13 protein-coding genes are annotated in these 18,729 nt (G+C 61.4%); 2 read left to right on the plus strand and 11 right to left on the minus strand.

The annotated features are described in order from the left end of the window. Positions 1-30 precede the first annotated feature (30 nt). Positions 31-2,067 carry an oxidoreductase gene (locus M1D99_RS19985; RefSeq protein WP_458130671.1) on the plus strand — a complete coding sequence of 679 codons (2,037 nt, stop codon included), beginning with the start codon at positions 31-33 and terminating at the stop codon, positions 2,065-2,067. A 321-nt stretch (positions 2,068-2,388) separates the two neighbouring features. After that, a complete protein-coding gene (locus M1D99_RS19990) occupies positions 2,389-2,772 on the plus strand; it encodes a VOC family protein (RefSeq protein WP_186708349.1) in 384 nt (127 codons plus the stop codon). Positions 2,773-3,107: 335 nt separating this feature from the next. Here M1D99_RS19990 and M1D99_RS19995 read toward each other — a convergent pair whose 3' ends face one another. The 11 genes from M1D99_RS19995 to clpX all read right to left on the minus strand — a co-directional run bounded on the left by M1D99_RS19995 (position 3,108) and on the right by clpX (position 18,709). Beyond that, positions 3,108-3,377, minus strand: coding sequence for a hypothetical protein (locus tag M1D99_RS19995; protein ID WP_434571270.1), 270 nt, complete (start codon positions 3,375-3,377; stop codon positions 3,108-3,110). A 96-nt stretch (positions 3,378-3,473) separates the two neighbouring features. Next, positions 3,474-5,585, minus strand: a complete 2,112-nt coding sequence (locus M1D99_RS20000) for an ATP-binding protein (protein WP_458130672.1) — start codon at positions 5,583-5,585, stop codon at positions 3,474-3,476. Positions 5,586-5,858: 273 nt separating this feature from the next. Beyond that, the gene (locus M1D99_RS20005) at positions 5,859-8,936 is read right to left on the minus strand and encodes an error-prone DNA polymerase (protein ID WP_458130673.1); all 3,078 of its coding nucleotides are present in this window, start codon (positions 8,934-8,936) and stop codon (positions 5,859-5,861) included. After that, positions 8,933-10,354: a Y-family DNA polymerase gene (locus M1D99_RS20010; RefSeq protein ID WP_458130674.1), complete on the minus strand. Its 1,422-nt coding sequence runs from the start codon at positions 10,352-10,354 to the stop codon at positions 8,933-8,935. The genes M1D99_RS20005 and M1D99_RS20010 overlap by 4 nt, the downstream gene beginning before the upstream one ends. Before the next feature lie 7 nt (positions 10,355-10,361). After that, positions 10,362-10,994: a translesion DNA synthesis-associated protein ImuA gene (gene imuA / locus M1D99_RS20015; protein WP_250963988.1), complete on the minus strand. Its 633-nt coding sequence runs from the start codon at positions 10,992-10,994 to the stop codon at positions 10,362-10,364. Next, the gene (gene lexA / locus M1D99_RS20020; RefSeq protein WP_186708336.1) at positions 10,994-11,611 is read right to left on the minus strand and encodes a transcriptional repressor LexA; all 618 of its coding nucleotides are present in this window, start codon (positions 11,609-11,611) and stop codon (positions 10,994-10,996) included. Before lexA ends, imuA begins: the two co-directional genes overlap by 1 nt. 234 nt (positions 11,612-11,845) lie before the next feature. Further along, the gene (locus M1D99_RS20025; RefSeq protein WP_458132179.1) at positions 11,846-12,055 is read right to left on the minus strand and encodes a hypothetical protein; all 210 of its coding nucleotides are present in this window, start codon (positions 12,053-12,055) and stop codon (positions 11,846-11,848) included. Between the two features lie 294 nt (positions 12,056-12,349). After that, the gene (locus M1D99_RS20030; RefSeq protein WP_186708334.1) at positions 12,350-14,221 is read right to left on the minus strand and encodes a SurA N-terminal domain-containing protein; all 1,872 of its coding nucleotides are present in this window, start codon (positions 14,219-14,221) and stop codon (positions 12,350-12,352) included. A gap of 224 nt (positions 14,222-14,445) precedes the next feature. Further along, on the minus strand, positions 14,446-14,718 hold the full coding sequence (locus M1D99_RS20035) for an HU family DNA-binding protein (RefSeq protein ID WP_002552737.1): 273 nt from the start codon (positions 14,716-14,718) through the stop codon (positions 14,446-14,448). Between the two features lie 149 nt (positions 14,719-14,867). Continuing rightward, positions 14,868-17,264, minus strand: a complete 2,397-nt coding sequence (gene lon / locus M1D99_RS20040; protein ID WP_014339302.1) for an endopeptidase La — start codon at positions 17,262-17,264, stop codon at positions 14,868-14,870. 161 nt (positions 17,265-17,425) lie between these two features. Next, positions 17,426-18,709, minus strand: a complete 1,284-nt coding sequence (gene clpX, locus M1D99_RS20045) for an ATP-dependent Clp protease ATP-binding subunit ClpX (protein WP_063322129.1) — start codon at positions 18,707-18,709, stop codon at positions 17,426-17,428. Positions 18,710-18,729: the final 20 nt, after the last annotated feature.

Genomic DNA, 18,729 nt, shown 5'->3' on the forward strand with positions numbered 1-18,729 from the left:
CCTGATGTTCTGTTCCCGGAGCGCAACACCATGTCCAGCGATCCTCTGCTGCAGCCCTATAAGATCAAGCACTTGACCCTCAAGAACCGGATCATGACCACCTCCCATGAGCCGGCTTATCCTGTCGACGGCATGCCGAAGGATTTGTACCGCGCCTATCACGTCGAACGGGCCAAGGCTGGCGTGGCGCTGACCATGACGGCGGGTTCCGCCGCCGTTTCCCGTGACAGCCCGCCGGTGTTCAACAACGTGCTGGCGTACAAGGACGAAGTGGTCAAATGGATGAAGGACCTGACTGACGAATGCCACGAACACGGCGCGGCAGTGATGATCCAACTGACCCACCTGGGTCGGCGCACACGCTGGGACAAGGCGGACTGGCTGCCGGTCGTCTCGCCGTCCCATCGCCGCGAAGCGTCCCACCGGGCCTTCCCGAAAAAACTGGAAGACTGGGACATCGACCGGATCATCAAGGATTACGTGGATGCCGCCGAACGCATGAAGGCCGCCGGTCTTGATGGCCTGGAACTGCAGGCCTACGGGCACCTCATGGATCAGTTCTGGTCGCCGTTGACCAACGATCTCGACGGGCCCTACGGCGGCTCGCTGGAAAACCGGATGCGCTTCACCTTCGACATCCTGCGTGGCATTCGCCAGCGTTGTGGCGAAGACTTCCTGCTCGGGGTGCGCTACACCGGCGATGAAGACCTGCCTGGCGGCTTCGGCGCCAGCGACGGCCTGCAGATCTCCCACATGCTCAAGGACAGCGGGCTGGTGGATTTCCTCAACGTCGTGCGCGGGCACATCGATACCGATGCCGGCCTCACCGACGTGATCCCCATCCAGGGCATGCGCAATTCGCCGCACCTGGATTTTGCTGGCGAGATTCGCTCGGCCACCGGTTTCCCGACGTTCCATGCGGCCAAGATTCCGGACGTCGCCACGGCGCGGCACGCCATCGCCTCCGGCAAGGTGGACATGATCGGCATGACCCGCGCGCACATGACCGACCCGCACATCGTGCGCAAGATCATTGAAAAACGCGAAGAAGAGATCCGCCCCTGCGTCGGCGCCAACTATTGCCTGGATCGCATCTACCAGGGCGGCGCCGCCTACTGCATCCACAACGCTGCCACCGGCCGCGAAACCACCATGCCCCATGAGATCCCGAAGGCGTCGGTCAAGCGCAAAGTGGTGGTGATCGGCACCGGCCCGGCGGGCCTGGAAGCGGCGCGGGTGGCTGGTGAACGCGGTCATGACGTCACGGTGTTCGAAGTGGCGGATCAGCCCGGTGGACAGATCCGCTTGACCGCCCAGAGCGAGCGGCGGCGCGAGATGATCAGCATCATCGATTGGCGCATGGCGCAATGCGAACGGCTGGGGGTGAAGTTCCATTTCAACACCTGGGCCGAAGCCGAGACCGTGATGGCCGAGGCGCCGGACGTGGTGATCGTCGCCACGGGCGGCTTGCCCCATACCGAGGTGCTCAAGCACGGCAATGAGCTGGTGGTGTCGACTTGGGACATCATTTCCGGTGACGTCAAACCCGGCCAGAACGTGCTGATCTTCGACGACGCCGGCGACCACGCGGCGCTACAGGCGGCCGAGGTCATTGCCAACAGCGGTGCGAAACTGGAGATCGTCACGCCGGACCGGTCGTTTTCGCCGGAGGTGATGGCGATGAACCTTGTGCCGTACATGCGCAGCCTGCAAGACCTGAACGTCACCTTCACAGTGACCTATCGAGTCGATTCCGTAGAGAAGCGCGACGGTCAACTGATCGCCAACTTCGGCAGCGATTACGGCCAGGTGCACAAACAGCGCGTGGTCGATCAGGTGGTGGTCAACCACGGCACCCTGCCCCTGGACGACCTGTACTTCGAACTGCGCCCGCATTCGAGCAACAACGGCGCGGTCGAACAGCACAACCTGATCGCCGGGAAAACCCAGGACATCGTGACCAACCCCGAAGGTCGCTTCCAGCTGTTCCGGATCGGCGACGCAGTGTCGGCACGTAATACCCACGCGGCGATCTACGATGCGCTGCGGCTGGTCAAGGACATCTGAAATATTGCCCTGATCGTCAGGGTCAGGACTGATGTTGCATTCAAGACGTTCGATGAGCCCGTGGCGAGGGAGCTTGCTCCCGCTGGGCTGCGTAGCAGACCCATTTTGTGAGTGCTTCGCACTGGAGCGCCGGCCCGGTCAAGCGGGAGCAAGCTCCCTCGCCACAGGTTCATCGTTTCTCAAGTAGATAGCGTTGCAACTAACACGATGCTTTTCCATGTCAGCACAGACCTTGAAACCAAGGGCTGCGGTCGCATTCGTACCGTCATTCATTTCTGAAATCCGCTCGTAAACCCAATGACCCAAAGAAAGGAAACCAAGATGTCCGTTTTTACCCATGTCACCGTCGGCACCAACAACCTGGCAAAAGCACGTGCGTTCTATGACGCCACCCTGAAAGAGATCGGCCTCAAGCGTGTTGCCGACCTCAACGAGGCCGGCTCCATCTGGGGCGTCGACAAGCCGTCGTTTTTTGTCCTCAATCCGGCCAACGGCAGTGCGGCCACCATCGGCAACGGTGTGACGGTGAGCTTCGAAGCGCCGAACCGCGCGGCGGTCCAGGCGTTCCATACGGCCGCCCTGGCAAACGGCGGCGTCTGCGAAGGCCTGCCAGGCCCGCGTGGCTGGGCGGACAACGCCTTCGCCGCTTATGCCCGGGACCTGGATGGCAACAAGCTGGCGGTGTATTGCTTCAAGGCTGAATAAACGCAGGCAGCACCACCGCTATCGCGAGCAGGCTCGCTCCCACAGGGATCGTGGGTGTTCATGAGTCTCATATTCACCACAGGAGTCTTGGGTGTTCATGAGTTTTGCATTGACCACAAGACCACTGTGGGAGCGAGCCTGCTCGCGAAGACGGTGGCACAGACAACATTGATTCAAGCTGACCCACCGCTTTCGCGAGCAAGCCCGCTCCCACAGGGATCTTGGGCGCTTATGAGTCTCATATTCACCACAAGACCATTGTGGGAGCGGGCTTGCTCGCGAAGAGGCCGTCACAGTCACCTGCATGCAGATTGCCCATCGCTTTGGCAAGCAGCCTAGCCCCCATCGGTATCGATATCGGCATCCGTGCTTTCACCGGATTTCGGCCGGTCCGGATCAGGCTTGAAGCCGGGGCTGAAGGTGTTGTCATTGTCCTGGTGATGCTGCTTCTGATCGACCTCAGAGGCGGCGCTGTCAGCCTGGTCCGTTCCGGCAGGATTGACTGGCTCGGCATCAGACGCTTTGCCCGGAACCTGAGGGTCGATGGCCGGATCATTACGCGCAGACGGCGTCTGTGGCTGAGTGTTTGCGGGATCGTCGTTCATAGGCACCTCGTTCATGGCAGGGCCGGATGGTTGACCGGTCTTGAACATTCGAAGGTGACGCAACGGCTTCGGTTCCATTTGTTTAAAACGCAGCGATCAACCGCCCAACACGCTCCTGACCATCCGGGCCAATGCGTCCGGGCCGTAGGGTTTGCTCAACAGATGGGTGTCGGGGCTCAATTGATGGTTTCGGGAGATGATGTCCCGGGTATGGCCCGAGGTGAACAGCACCGGGACCGGCGGGCTCTGCACCTTGGCCCAGGCGGCCAGGTCGGAACTCTTGATCAGGCCAGGCATGACCACGTCGGTGAAAATCAGGTCCACCGCGGTGCCGTCCAGCAGCAGTTTCATCGCCTCATCGCCGTTGGCGGCCGTGAGGGTCCGATAGCCTGACTGCTCCAGCAGGTCCACCGACGCACTGCGCACCTCGTCGTTGTCCTCCACCACCAGAATCGTCTCTTGCCGGCCAGACTGAAGCGCGTCGTGTTGCTCGGTTTCCCCTACTTCAGGCGCAAGGCTTCGAGGGAAATACATCCGCACCCGCGTGCCGTCACCCAGGTCGCTGGAAATCTCGATATGGCCGCCACTCTGCTTGACGAACCCGAACACCATGCTCAATCCAAGCCCAGTGCCCTGGCCATCGGTCTTGGTGGTAAAAAACGGTTCGAACACTTGCTGCAGGACATCGGGCGGCATGCCGGCACCGCAATCGATCACCGACAGTCGGACATAGTCGCCGGCCGGGATTCCCTTGCCGGCGCAGAACGCTTCATCGAGCACGATGTTCTCGCCGAGCAGGCGGATGGTGCCCTCGCCGCCCATGGCGTCACGGGCATTGATCGCCAGGTTCAACAGGGCATTTTCCAGTTGGTTGCGATCGACATGGATGCACCAGGGCGCCTGGGGCAGGCTCACTTCAATCCGGATGGTTTCGCCCAGGGCCCGTTGCATCAACTCACCCATGCCCTCATAGATGCGCCGAGGGTTGTAGACCGCCGGTGACAAGGGCTGGCGCCGGGCAAATGCCAGCAACTGCGAGGACAGCTTGGCCCCCCGCTCCACGGCTTCGATGGAGGCACTGACACGCCGTTGCACATTGGCATTGTCTCGTTCGTGGCGTGCCAGTAAATGCAGGTTGCCGGCGATCACCTGCAGCAAGTTATTGAAGTCATGGGCCACGCCACCGGTGAGGCCGCCAATGGCCTCGAGCTTCTGTGACTGGCGCAACTGTTCTTCCGCGGCCAACCGCGCCTGCACTTCGTTGGCGACGCGCTGCTCCAAGTCACGGGTGAACTTGAGCAGCGACGCTTCGGCCGTCTTGCGCTCATCGATATCAATCAGCACCCCCGGAAAACGCAGGGGCTTGCCCGCCCCGTCGAACTCGCATCGACCGCTGGCCAGTACCCACCGGTAAGTACCGTCCAGGCGACGAACCCGATATTCGGCGCTGTAAGGCGCGCCCGTGTGCACGGTCAGTTCGACCCGCTGGTTGACTTCATCGAGGTCGTCCGGGTGGATGCCCTGGCGGGCGATCTCGACTGGCAGCGCGTCCAGCGAGCAGTCGGGTGGGTAGTTGAAGGTACGGGCGAAACGCTCATCGCCCGACAGCGTGTCGGCCTGGATGTCCCAGACGAACGACCCCAGCAATGGCCCGGCCGAGAGCGCCAGTTGGATACGCTCATTGACCGCGCGGTAACTGCGTTCGGCCGCTTGCCGGGCGCGCTCGGTCAATACGTGCTCGGTGGTTTCCACCACAATCGCCAGTACGCCCGCTGGAGACTGGTCGTCATCGGGCACCGGGCTGTAATAGAGATCCATCCACACCTCTTCAGGCTTGCCATCGCGCAACAGGACCAGCTCTTTGCTGCGGTAGGACAAGGTGCCACCGGCCAGGCAGACGTCCAGTACATGGCGGTTGAATTCGGCGACTTCCGGCCACCCCAACTCCACCGCACACCCCAGCAGGTAGGGATGGCGGCCGCCAGCGAACTCGGCATAGGCATCGTTGTAGATCATGAAGCCCTGGCGGCCCCACAACATCACCATCGGCAGGGGCGAAGCCAGCAACAATTGGACAGCGCTGCGCAAGCTGGCGGACCAGTGCTCGATGGCGCCCAACTCGGTTCGGCTCCAATCGAACGCCCGGATACGCCCGGCCATCTCACCGCCCCATCCAGGGCACCCGTGATTCTGGGATAGAAACTGCATGGTCGACTCTGAACCTCAAAATACCTGCAGGGAATCGGCATACACAAATCCCTTGCGATCAGAGCTTCGAGCGTCAGGTTGGCGTTTGGTTTCATGCTGACCGGTTTGCGCACGATCCCTGTGGCGAGGGAGCTTGCTCCCGCTGGGCTGCAAAGCAGCCCCAAAAAAGGCTGACGCAATCCTTCAGGCACACCGGGCCGGCTGGTTTACGACGGCTGCGCCGCCGAGCGGGAGCAAGCTCCCTCGCCACAGGGTTGTGGTGTTATAGCAACCTCAGCGGAAATCGCGGCTTTGCACCTGGATACCCGCCAACAATTCAGTCAGGTCGCTCAAGCGCCCGGCGATCAAGTGGCGGACCTCGCCGACGCTTTCCCAGCGTCCGTCGACCCTGAGCAATTGCGAGCCCACCAGGGTCTTGCGCTGGCGCTCGGCCAGGTCGCGCCAGACCACCACGTTGAGGTTGCCGAATTCATCTTCCAGGGTGACGAAGGTCACGCCGCTGGCCGTCCCCGGGCGTTGGCGGCCGGTGACCAGCCCGGCGACGCTGACGTTGCGGCCATGCTCCACGTCCTGCAATTCCCGTGAACTGCGGCAGCGCCGGGCGCGTAGTTCGGGGCGCAGCAGGGCCAGCGGATGAGGGCCGAGAGTCGTGCCCAGCGTGGCGTAATCGGCAAACAGGTTTTCCCCCAGCGAGGGTTCGGGCAGGGTCACGGGCGGTTCTTCCTGGCTGGGCAAACCGGCGAAAAGCCCCAGTTGCTTCTGCACCCCGGCCACTTCCCAGCGAGCCCGATGGCGATCCCCGGCCAAGCCTTGCAAGGCCCCCGAGTCCGCCAGTTGCGCCTGGGCCCGGGCATCGAGTTGCGCGCGTTCACCCAAGTCGGCCACGTCGCTGAAGGGCCGCTGCCGGCGCGCCGCTTCGATACGGCGGGCATCCTCTTCGCGAAAACCCTTGACCAGGCGCAGCCCCATGCGGATCGCCGGTTGCCGGCCGTCCATGGGCTCGAGGCTGCACTCCCAATCGCTGGCGCGCACATCCACCGGGCGGATCGACAGTTGATGCCGGCGGGCATCCTGGAGGATCTGGTCCGGGCTGTAGAACCCCATCGGCCAACTGTTGATCAGGGCACAGGCAAACGCCGCCGGTTCGTGGCATTTGAGCCAACTGCTGGCGTAGGTCAGCAAGGCGAAACTGGCGGCGTGGGATTCGGGAAAACCGTAATTGCCGAAGCCTTTGATCTGTTCGAAGATTTGCGCGGCGAATTCAGCGGTGTAGCCATTGTTCTTCATCCCCTGCGCCAGGCGTTCCCGATGGGGCTCCAACCCACCGTGACGTTTCCAGGCAGCCATGGAGCGCCGCAATTGATCGGCTTCGCCCGGGGTGTAGTCGGCCGCGACGATGGCGATCTGCATGACCTGCTCCTGGAACAAGGGAACACCCAGGGTGCGGTCAAGCACTGTTTTCAGCGCCTCAGAGGGATACGTCACCTCTTCTTCTTTATTTCTGCGCCGCAGATACGGGTGCACCATCCCTCCCTGGATCGGCCCGGGCCGCACGATCGCCACTTCGATGACCAAATCGTAGAACCTCTCGGGTCTCAGCCGAGGCAACATCGACATCTGCGCCCGGGATTCGATCTGGAAGACACCGATGGTGTCGGCTCGCGAAATCATCTGGTAGGTCGCCGGATCTTCCTGGGGCAACGACGCCAAGGCATAACGCTGCCCCCGGTACTGCTCGATCAGGTCGAAACAACGCCGAATCGCGCTGAGCATGCCCAAGGCCAGGATATCCACCTTGAGCAGCCCGACCGCGTCCAGGTCGTCCTTGTCCCACTGGATGATGGTGCGCTCGGCCATGGCCGCGTTTTCCACCGGCACCAGGGTGTCCAGGGGCTGTTCGGAAATCACGAAGCCGCCTGGGTGCTGGGATAAGTGCCGGGGGAAACCGATCAATTGCTGGGTCAGGCCCAAGACCCGGCGCAACACCGGGCTGTCCGGGTCGAAGCCGCCTTCACGCAAGCGCTCCACCGGCGGCGCCTCGTCGCTCCAACGGCCGCAGCAATCGGCCAGGGCATTGACCTGGTCCGGCGGCAGGCCCAGGGCCTTGGCCACATCGCGCACCGCCCCGGCGCCGTGGTAACTGCTGACCACCGCCGTCAAGGCCGCACGATGACGACCGTAGCGCTGGAACACGTACTGCAGCACTTCCTCGCGACGGTCGTGTTCGAAGTCGACGTCGATGTCCGGCGGCTCGTTGCGCTCCCGGGACAGGAAACGCTCGAACAACAGGCTGGTGAGACTGGGGTCGATTTCGGTAATGCCCAAGGCGTAGCACACCGCCGAGTTGGCCGCCGAACCGCGCCCCTGGCAGAGGATATGGCGGCTGCGGGCAAAGCTGACAATGTCCTGCACGGTGAGGAAATAGCTGTCATAGCCCAATTCGGCGATCAGGCTCAACTCCTTGTCGATCTGTGCCCGCACCTTGTCTGTCACGCCATCCTTCCACCGCTCGCGCATGCCCCGCTCGGTCAGCTCCCGCAGCCAGGACGCCGGATCATGCCCCTCGGGCACCAGCTCACGCGGATACTCATAGCGCAGTTGGCCAAGGTCGAAGGTGCAGCGCCGGGCGATGGCCAGGGTTTCGTCGAGCAAGGCCCGCGGGTAGAGCTCGGCCAGATCCTTGCGGCTGCGCAAGTGGCGCTCGCCGTTGGGGTGCAGGCGCTGGCCGGCCTCGGCCACCGTGACGTGGTGGCGGATGGCGGTCATGGTGTCCTGCAAGGCACGGCGGCCGCGCACATGCATGTGCACATCGCCGCTGGCCACGGCCGGAAGATCCAAGCGTTCGGCCAGCGCCAGGCAGTCCGCCAGCCGTCGGCGGTCGTCCTGCCCGCAATGCAACTGGACCGTCAGCCACAGGCGCCCGGCAAAGATCGGCTGGAGCCAACGCCCGTGCTCCTCGGCGTCCTTGCCCTCGGCGACCCACAACGCCAGCAGCCCCGGCAAGGGCTCGTCGAAGTCCTCCCGCACGATGCGATAGTGGCCCTTCTCGCTGCGGCGCCGGGCGCGGGTGATCAACCGGCACAAGGCTTGATAGCCGTCCAGGTTTTCCACCAGCAGCACCAGTTTCGGACCGTTCTCGACCTGGATTTCGCTGCCGACAATCAATTGCAGCGCCAACTCCTTGGCCGCCTGCCAGGCCCGGACGATCCCGGCCAGGGTGCATTCATCGGTGATCGCCAAGGCCTGATAGCCCTGCTGCTTGGCGCGACGGCACAATTCCAGGGCACTGGAGGCGCCGCGCTGGAAGCTGAAGTTCGACAGGCAATGCAGTTCGGCATACTCAACGCTCATGCAAACCAGCCCTGCAGCCACAGCGGCCCACCCTCACCCACCGGTCGATAGGCCCAGCCCCGTTGTCCGCTGCGAGTTTCGATCAGGTAATAGTCGCGGCGCACATCCGCGCCATCCCACCAACCGGTCTCGATACGCTCGGGCCCCATGAGGATTTGTGCCTGGCCTTGCGGCAAAGCCTGGGGTTCATCCAACAGCCAGCCGGGACGCTGCACGCCCTCGCGCGCCGGACAAGCCTGGGATCGGGGCTGGGAAGTCGTCTGCCAGGCGCACTCAGGCCGATGGTCGTCGCGAAACCCCAAGCCTTGCACGGCATCATCCCCCAGGCGGGCCCGCAGCCGTTCCCGCAGTTGCTCCCAGGGCAATGACTGTTGCGGGCGTTCGTCGAACAGTTCCAGGCGCTGGGGCACGAAACTCGGCAGGTCTTCTGCGCACAAGCGAAAACCCCGCACCGGGGCCTCGACCTGCACTTGCTCCAAGCGACCGCGGGCCAGTTCGAAGAGCATCGCCGGGTCGCGTTCGGCGCTGAGCAGGCCGACCTTGATCACCGTATCCGGCAACCCGGCGTGTTCCAGGTGCAAGTCGAAGCGCTGCACGCCGCTGTCGCGGCCGCAGAGGAAGGCCGACAGGTCACCGGTCAGGCGGCGCAACGGGAACAGCAGCGCCTGATGGGATTGCACGTCATAGTTGAGTTCGATGCGCACATCGAAACGGTCGGGCGGCAGGTAGAACGACAGCGCCAGGGTGCGGCTGCCCGTCAACGCATCGAGGTGCTTGAGCACCTGGGCCTCGAAACGCCGAGCCAGGGTCTGTCGGGGCAAGGCCTGGACCTGGCTCAGGCGGCGCAGGCCCATGCGCGACAGCGCCGTGGCGACGTCGGGCTCCAGGCCAATTCGTTCCACGGGCATGTGGCCCAGGCAGTGCTGCAAGGTCTCGGCATCGGGCACCACCAGGGCGTCATAGGCATTGGCCAGCACCCGCGCCGCCACCGGGTTGGGGGCGGCGACGATGCGATGACGAAAGCCCAGCTCGTTCAGCTCGGCTCGCAAGCGCGCCTCGAACACCGGCCAAGGCCCGAACAGGCCCAGGCTCGACTCGATCTCGAACAGCAGGGTACGCGGGTAATGCACGCTGACCTGGGAGCTGAAACGGTAGGCCCAGGCCGCCAGGAACTGTTGCCAATACTCGATCTGCGCCGCGTCGTACTCGGCGGTGGCAAAGCCTTTGCTCAAGGCCTGGGCGGCGGTCATGGTCTGGCCGGGACGCAAGCCCAGGGCCCGTGCCGGCGCGTTCACCGCTTGCAGGATCCGGCGCTGGGCCGGGCCGGTCAGCAAGGCCAGGGGCTGGTCGGAATCGGGGCGCTGACGCAGCGCGGCGTCCAGCGCCAATTGCGGGAAAAGAATACAGACCCAGCGCATCGCAACCTCAATGCCCGGTTTGGGGGGCGAGCGTGGCAAAGGCAATCGGTGCCGAACGGGCCAGCCCGCCCCGGCACTTGAGCACGCGCAATTGCGCCGGCCGGGTATCGATGGCGATGCGCAAAGCCGCCGGCGACGGGTTGATAGCCTCCTGGATCGGGCGCCAGGCGAACGCCAGGGTCTGGCCGGTTTCCGCCGCCACTTGCAAGCGGCGCAAGGCCCGGTCGTCCGCTTGGCGGGGCCAGCACAGCACCGCGCCACAACTGCCCGACCGCAGGCATTGTTCGGTGGCCCACAAGGCCTCACGCTCATCGGCACGGATGATCGACAACTGGCGTAGGTCGATGCCGGCGTTCTGCCAAGCCTGGGGATAAGGCACGAATGGCGGCGCCACCAACACAATCCGCTCCCCCGCCGCCGCCAGCCGCGCCAGGGTCGGCCAGACCAACTGCAACTCGCCCACGCCCGGCGCGGCGATGAGCAGCTCCGTCAACGCCGCTTCCGGCCAGCCGCCACTGGGCAACGCCGCGTCCAGTGCATCATGGCCAGTGGGTTGCGGGCTGGCAGCCGGCGGCGCAGGCCGGCCCTTCCAGACTTGGCCGCCGTTGAACAGCGTGTCCAGCGCAACGACAGCGCCCATCAGCCTTGCCTCACCAAACCACAGAACACTCCTTCTATCGCCAGGTCCTGGTCGGCCTCGACGATGATCGGCTGGTAGGCCGGGTTGCGCGGCAGCAAACGCACCCGCTCGCCGATGCGTTCGAAGCGCTTGATGGTGACTTCACCGTCCAGGCGCGCCACGACGATCTGGCCGTTGGCAGCCTGGGGGGTACGCTGCACGCCCACCAGGTCACCGTCGAGAATGCCGTCCTCGATCATCGAATCGCCCTGGACCCGCAGCAGGTAATCCGGCGCCTTGGTGAAAATCGCCGGATCCAGCATCAAGCGACTGTGGACCTCGGCATCGGCGCCAATCGGCAGGCCGGCAGCCACTCGCCCCAGCACCGGCACGTCAAGCAGTTCGGGCCGCGACGGCTGGTTCAGCAAGCGAATGCCCCGGGCCTGGTGCGGATTGACTTCGATGAAACCAGCCTCGGTCAACGCCAGCACATGCTTGCGCGCCACGCTGCGAGAGGCAAAACCGAACGCCTCGCTGATTTCAGCGAGGCTGGGAGGCTGACCCTGATCGGCGATGCGTTCGCGGATAAACGTCAGGATGGCGGTGCGGCGGGGAGTGAGAGTCGTCATGGAGTACATTTGTACTCTTCTGGGATTTTCCTGACAAGCACCGCCAGTCAGTTCACACAGCAATACCCTGTGGGAGCGAGCTTGCTCGCGAAGGCATCAGCACATTCAACACCCAGGCAAGCTGACCCACCGCCATCGCGAGCAAGCTCGCTCCCAAAATGGGATCGAAGTACGACTGTCAGGACAGGTCGGTTGAAAGACCGTCTTCGCGAGCAGGCTCGCTCCCACAGGGGGAACGCGGTCTCACCAAGAACCAGGTCGGCTATCAAGCCGCCTCGCTTTTGCTTTTGCTTTTGCTTTTGCTTTTGCTTTTGCTTTTGCTTTTGCTTTTGCTTTTGCTTTTGCTTTTGCTTTTGCTTTTGATCTTGAGGCCCCGTTAACCACGCTGGCCGAACGCAGGCATTGTGGAGTGGGCATCCCGGCATGGATGCCGGGATAGCCGCGCTGGGCCATGGATGGCCCTTCGCGGCGGGCCCACGGAGCAATGCCGGAGAGAGGGCATGCCGAGCCTAGGCGAGGCACCGAGTGGTGGGGCAAGCCTTTTTTGCTTACTTTTTTTGGCGTTTGAAAAAAAGTGAGCCGCCGTCAGGGCGGAACCCTAAGTGGCCGTTACCGCAGCAACGGATATACACACAAAACCCGCCCCCTCTCAAAAAACCAAAAAAAAACGACGCTTCCCATTTCTGCAGAAGCGCCGTTTCTCTAAATGAGCAGCATTACAACCAAGTTTGAAAAAGCATCAAGCAATCAGAAACGCTTGATATCCGCCTGACTCTCCAACTGCTTGCGGTACGCCGCAAAGTCCTGCTGACCCACGCGGGACGCAAGGTAGCGGCGATATTGCGCCTTCTCTTCGTCAGTCGGTGCAGCCGCTTCGTTTACACCGTTCAGACGCACGACCACCAGGCTGCCGTCAGGCAAGGTCACGCTGCTGAAGGTCGGCTTGTCCTTGGACTCAGGCTTGGGCATGCGGAACAGCGCTTGCAGCACCGCCGGGTCGATGCCTTCCTGGTTGCGGGTGACCGCCTCGGTGGCTTTCCAGCCCTGGCCGTCGACCGGTTTGTCCAGCGGCGTCTTGCCATCACGCAGGCTGGCGATCAACTCGTCGGCGCGGGTCTTGGCCGCTGCGCTGGCGTGTTCCTTGGTCAATTGAGCACGAATAGGGCCAGCCACTTTTTCCAGCGGCAGTTGCTCAGGCTTACGGTGCTCCTTGGCACGCAGGACCACGACGGTTTCCGGGTCCAGCTCGATGGCGGTGCTGTTGGCACCCTCTTCCAGCACTTCCGGGCTGAACGCCGCGGTCACCACCGCGCGATTGGCCGCAATGCCTTCGCCGCCTTCACGACCGAACGGGGCCGATGTGTGGACGGTCAGCTTCAGGTCCTGAGCCGGTTGCGCCAGGTCGGACGCTTCGAACGAGGCATCTTCCAATTGCTTGGTCGCCTCCACGAAACGCTGCTCCACCTGCTGGGTCTTCAGATCGCGGGTCAGTTTGTCCTTGAGGCTGGCAAAGCTCGGCACTTCAGGCGCTTCGACACCCAGCAGCTTGATCAGGTGCAGACCGAAGTCGGTGCGCACCGGTGCCGAGACCTGATCCTTGTTCAGGGCGTACAAGGCCTTTTCGAACTCCGGATCGTAGACGCCTGGGCCGGCATAGCCGAGATCGCCGCCGTTATTCGCCGAACCCGGATCCTGGGAAAACTCCTTCGCCAGCGCTTCAAACGATTCGCCTTTGGCCAGGCGAGCCTGGACCTCTTCGATCTTCGCCTTGGCCTGGGCTTCGGTGACCTTGTCGTTCACTTCGATCAGGATGTGCGCAGCCCGACGTTGCTCGGACAGATTGGCGATTTCTTTCTGGTAAGCCGCTTGCAGGTCTTCGTCCTTGACGCTGACCTGATCGAAGAAAGAGGCTTTCTTCAGCTCGAGGTAATCGATGACCACCTGGTCAGGCGTCATGAATTCCTTGGCGTGTTGGTCATAGTAAGCCTTGACCTCATCATCGGTCAGCTTCACCGACGCCGGATCGGCCTTGATGTCCAAGGTGGCGAAATCACGGGTCTGCTTTTCCAAGCGGGCGAATGCCAGCACCTGGGCATCGGTGACGAAACCGCTGCCTGCCAGGCCGGCGCGCAACTGACCGATCAGCATTTCCTGAGCCAGCATCTGGCGGAATTGCATACGGCTGTAACCCAGCTGGCGGATCACTTGATCGAAACGCTCGGCGCTGAACTTGCCATCGACCTGGAACTCAGGCGTTTGCAGGACCACTTGATCGAGCGCAGCTTCGGAGAAAGCGAATTTCGCATCGTGTGCGCCTTGCAGCAGCAACTTGCGATCGATCAGGCCCTTGAGTGCCGAATCGCGCAGCATTTTTTCGTCCAGCAGGGAGGCGTCGAAATCCTTGCCCAACTGTTGCATGAGCTGACGGCGTTGCATGTCGACCGCTTGGCTCAGCTCGTTCTGGCTGATCTCTTCGCCGTTGACCTTGGCCGCTTCATTGGTGTTCGAGGTGGCTTGAAAAATGGCTTCGAAACCGGTCAACGCCATCAATGCGACGATGATCCCGATGATGGTCTTGGCAATCCAGCCTTGTGAATTGTCCCTGATATTCTGCAGCATGCGTCCCCCAGAAACGGTTGAACTTCAAATTTAGGCAACCGTGGAGCGTGGGTAGAATCCGGATAGAAGAAAGGCGCATCCGAGGATGCGCCTTCTCGTAACTGGCGGAGCGGACCGGGCTCGAACCTGCAAGCCCTGGCGTGCCAGACCGGTAGCAACCGGTCGTATTACCGCTCCGCTGCCAAGCCAGGCATGACCCCGACCCGGATAAACTCAACGAAACCTTAGTTAACGGCTTCTTTCAGTGCTTTACCAGCTTTGAAGCCTGGCTTTTTGGCAGCAGCGATTTCCAGCGTCTTACCGGTCTGCGGGTTGCGACCGATACGAGCAGGACGATCGGTCACGGAGAAGGTGCCGAAACCAACCAGAACAACGGAGTCGCCAGCCTTGAGAGCGCCAGTGACGGATTCGATTACAGCGTCCAGCGCACGGCCAGCAGCAGCTTTCGGGATATCAGCGGATGCAGCGATAGCATCAATCAGTTCCGACTTGTTCACTCTAAGTCCCCTTATATCTATTTGAGATGATTCTAAGTTTTTTTGGTGAAAGCAAAAACGAGTGCTGAATGGCCTGCAGACACTTAAGAGCCGCTTTATAACAAGGGCTCTAAAAAACTGTCAAGGAAGGCCCCCCAGGCAAATGCGTATTAATGCGTGCTAATTCTTTCCTTAGAGTCAGACTCTCGCTTTTCTTCCTTCGCGACAATCTCCGGAGCCACATCCGGCAAGGGCTCCGGCGCGTATTGCAGCGCAATTTGCAGGACCTCGTCAATCCATTTAACCGGTTTGATCTGAAGATCTTGCTTGATGTTGTCAGGAATTTCCTTCAGATCGCGGACATTCTCTTCGGGAATGATCACGATCTTGATCCCGCCACGGTGTGCCGCCAGCAGTTTTTCCTTCAATCCACCAATCGCCAGCACTTGACCGCGCAGCGTGATTTCACCCGTCATGGCCACGTCGGCGCGCACCGGAATACCGGTCAAGGCCGAGACCAGGGCCGTGCACATGCCTACACCCGCGCTTGGGCCGTCCTTGGGCGTAGCCCCTTCAGGCATGTGGATGTGCGTGTCGCGCTTCTCATGGAAGTCCAGGGGAATGCCCAGGCTCCGGGCGCGGCTGCGAACCACCGTCAGTGCCGCGGTGATCGACTCGACCATCACGTCGCCCAGGGAACCGGTCTTGATCAGTTGACCCTTGCCCGGTACCACGGCCGCTTCGATGGTCAGCAACTCGCCACCGACCTGAGTCCACGCCAGGCCAGTCACCTGGCCGATCTGGTCCTGCTGCTCGGCCAGGCCGTAGCGGAACTTGCGCACGCCCAGGAAGTGCTCCAGCAGGTCCGCAGTGACCTTGACCGCGAAGCGTTTTTCCAGCGCATGTTCCTTGACCGCCTTGCGGCAAACCTTGGCAATCTGCCGCTCCAGGCCACGCACACCGGCTTCGCGGGTGTAGTAGCGGATGATGTCGCGAATCGCTTCCTCGTCGAATTCCAGCTCGCCTTTTTTCAGGCCATTGGCCTGGATCTGCTTGGGCGAAAGGTACTTCACGGCGATGTTGATCTTCTCGTCCTCGGTGTAGCCCGGCAGACGAATCACCTCCATCCGGTCCAGCAACGCTGGCGGAATGTTCATGGAGTTGGAGGTGCAGAGGAACATCACGTCCGACAGGTCGTAGTCGACCTCCAGGTAGTGATCGTTGAAGTTGTGGTTCTGCTCCGGATCGAGCACTTCGAGCAATGCAGAGGCAGGATCGCCGCGCATGTCGCTGCCCATCTTGTCGATTTCGTCCAGAAGGAACAGCGGATTGCGCACGCCGACCTTTGTCATCTTTTGAATCAATCTTCCCGGCATCGAACCGATGTAGGTACGGCGATGACCACGAATTTCCGCCTCGTCACGCACGCCACCCAGGGCCATGCGCACGAATTTACGGTTGGTCGCGTGGGCAATCGACTCCGCCAGGGAGGTTTTACCCACCCCGGGAGGACCGACCAGGCACAGGACCGGACCGCGAATCTTCTTTACGCGCTTCTGCACGGCGAGGTATTCAAGGATGCGTTCCTTGACCTCTTCCAGACCGTAATGGTCGGCATCGAGGATGTCTTCGGCGCGTGCCAGGTCCAGACGCACCTTGCTCTGGGCTTTCCACGGCACCTGGACCAGCCAGTCGATGTAGGAGCGCACCACGGTGGCTTCGGCAGACATCGGCGACATTTGCTTGAGTTTGTTCAATTCAGCCTGGGCCTTGGCCAAGGCATCCTTGGGCAAGCCGGCGGCATCGATGCGCTTTTTCAGCTCTTCGATTTCGTTGTGGCCTTCATCGCCATCACCCAGCTCTTTCTGAATGGCCTTCATCTGCTCATTCAGGTAGTACTCGCGCTGGCTGCGCTCCATCTGCTTCTTGACGCGACCACGAATGCGTTTTTCAACCTGCAACAGATCGATTTCGCCATCGAGCAATGCGAGCACGTGTTCGACACGGGCCGACAGATCGATGATCTCGAGAATTTCCTGCTTCTGCTCGATCTTGAGGGCCATGTGGGCCGCCATCGTATCGACCAGCCGTCCAGGCTCGTCGATGCTGTTAAGCGACGACAGGACCTCTGCAGGCACCTTCTTGCCCAATTGCACGTATTGTTCGAACTGTGACAGCAGGCTACGGACAAATACCTCTGATTCACGCTCGGGCGCATCGACTTCTTCGATCAGCGACACCTCGGCCCGGCAGTGGCCGTCCACTTCGCTGAAACGTTCGACAGTACCGCGCTGCTCGCCTTCGACCAGGACCTTGACGGTACCATCGGGCAACTTGAGCAACTGCAGAACCGTTGCAATCGTACCTACGCGATAAAGTGCGTCTTCGCCGGGATCATCGTCGGCTGGATTTCTCTGAGCCAGCAGCAGAATCTGCTTGTCACCCGTCATCGCAGCCTCAAGGGCTTCGATGGACTTCTCGCGCCCCACGAACAGCGGGATAACCATGTGCGGATACACCACGACATCGCGCAATGGCAGGAGAGGCAATTCGATGGTTGTCTTCATGATTTCGCCTCTACGGCGGCCCTAGGGCCGGAAACAGATGGAAGTAAGCTTGAAACCAAGATGGGGGCAGCCTTGAAAAAAAACAAGCGCTAAGACACGTCTAAAACGCGCTAAAAGCAAAGGGGCCCGAAGGCCCCTTCTTTATTCCGGCAGCGGGACGCTTAAGCGTCCGGTGCGGCCTTGGCAGCCGGCTCATTGTTTTCATAGATATACAATGGCTTGGACTTGCCTTCTATAACGCTTTCGTCGATCACGACTTTACTCACCTCGGACTGCGAGGGGATTTCATACATCGTGTCGAGCAATACGCCTTCGAGAATCGAGCGCAACCCACGGGCACCGGTCTTACGCTCCAGGGCACGTTTGGCGACCGATTTCAGCGCGTCGGAACGGAACTCCAGGTCTACACCTTCCATTTCGAACAGCTTGGCATACTGCTTCGTCAGGGCGTTCTTCGGCTCGGTCAGAATCTGCATCAACGCCGCTTCATCCAACTCATCCAGCGTTGCCAGGACCGGCAGACGACCGACGAATTCCGGGATCAGACCGAACTTGACCAAATCGTCAGGCTCGACTTCACGCAGGGACTCACCCACCTTCTTGCCTTCTTCCTTGCTGCGCACTTCGGCGTTGAAACCAATGCCGCCACGGGTGGAACGGTTCTGAATAACCTTTTCCAGGCCGGAAAACGCACCGCCGCAGATGAACAGGATGTTACGGGTATCAACTTGCAGGAATTCCTGCTGCGGATGCTTGCGACCACCTTGGGGTGGAACGGAAGCGACCGTGCCTTCGATCAACTTGAGCAAGGCCTGCTGCACGCCTTCACCGGAAACGTCCCGGGTGATGGACGGGTTGTCGGACTTGCGGGAAATCTTGTCGATTTCGTCGATGTAGACAATGCCCATCTGGGCCTTTTCCACATCGTAGTCGCACTTCTGCAACAACTTCTGAATGATGTTCTCGACGTCTTCACCGACATAACCCGCCTCGGTGAGGGTGGTTGCATCGGCGATGGTGAACGGAACGTTCAGCAAGCGGGCCAGGGTTTCGGCAAGCAGGGTCTTACCCGAGCCTGTCGGGCCGATCAGCAAGATGTTGCTCTTGCCGAGTTCGACCTCGTCATTCTTCTTGTCACGCTGGTTCAGGCGCTTGTAGTGGTTGTACACCGCTACGGCCAGTACCTTTTTCGCACGTTCCTGACCAATCACATACTGATCAAGGATGCCGCTGATTTCTTTAGGCGAAGGCAATTTATGCGCGCTGCTCTCGGCCTGGGCTTCCTGCACCTCCTCGCGGATGATGTCATTGCACAGGTCGACGCACTCGTCGCAAATGAAGACCGAGGGGCCGGCAATCAATTTGCGCACTTCATGCTGGCTTTTGCCACAGAAGGAGCAATAAAGCAGTTTGCCGTTGTCCTCGCCGTTGCGGGTGTCAGTCATTCGATCGATCCAAATCCGAT

The organism is Pseudomonas sp. R3-41, from assembly GCF_054161485.1.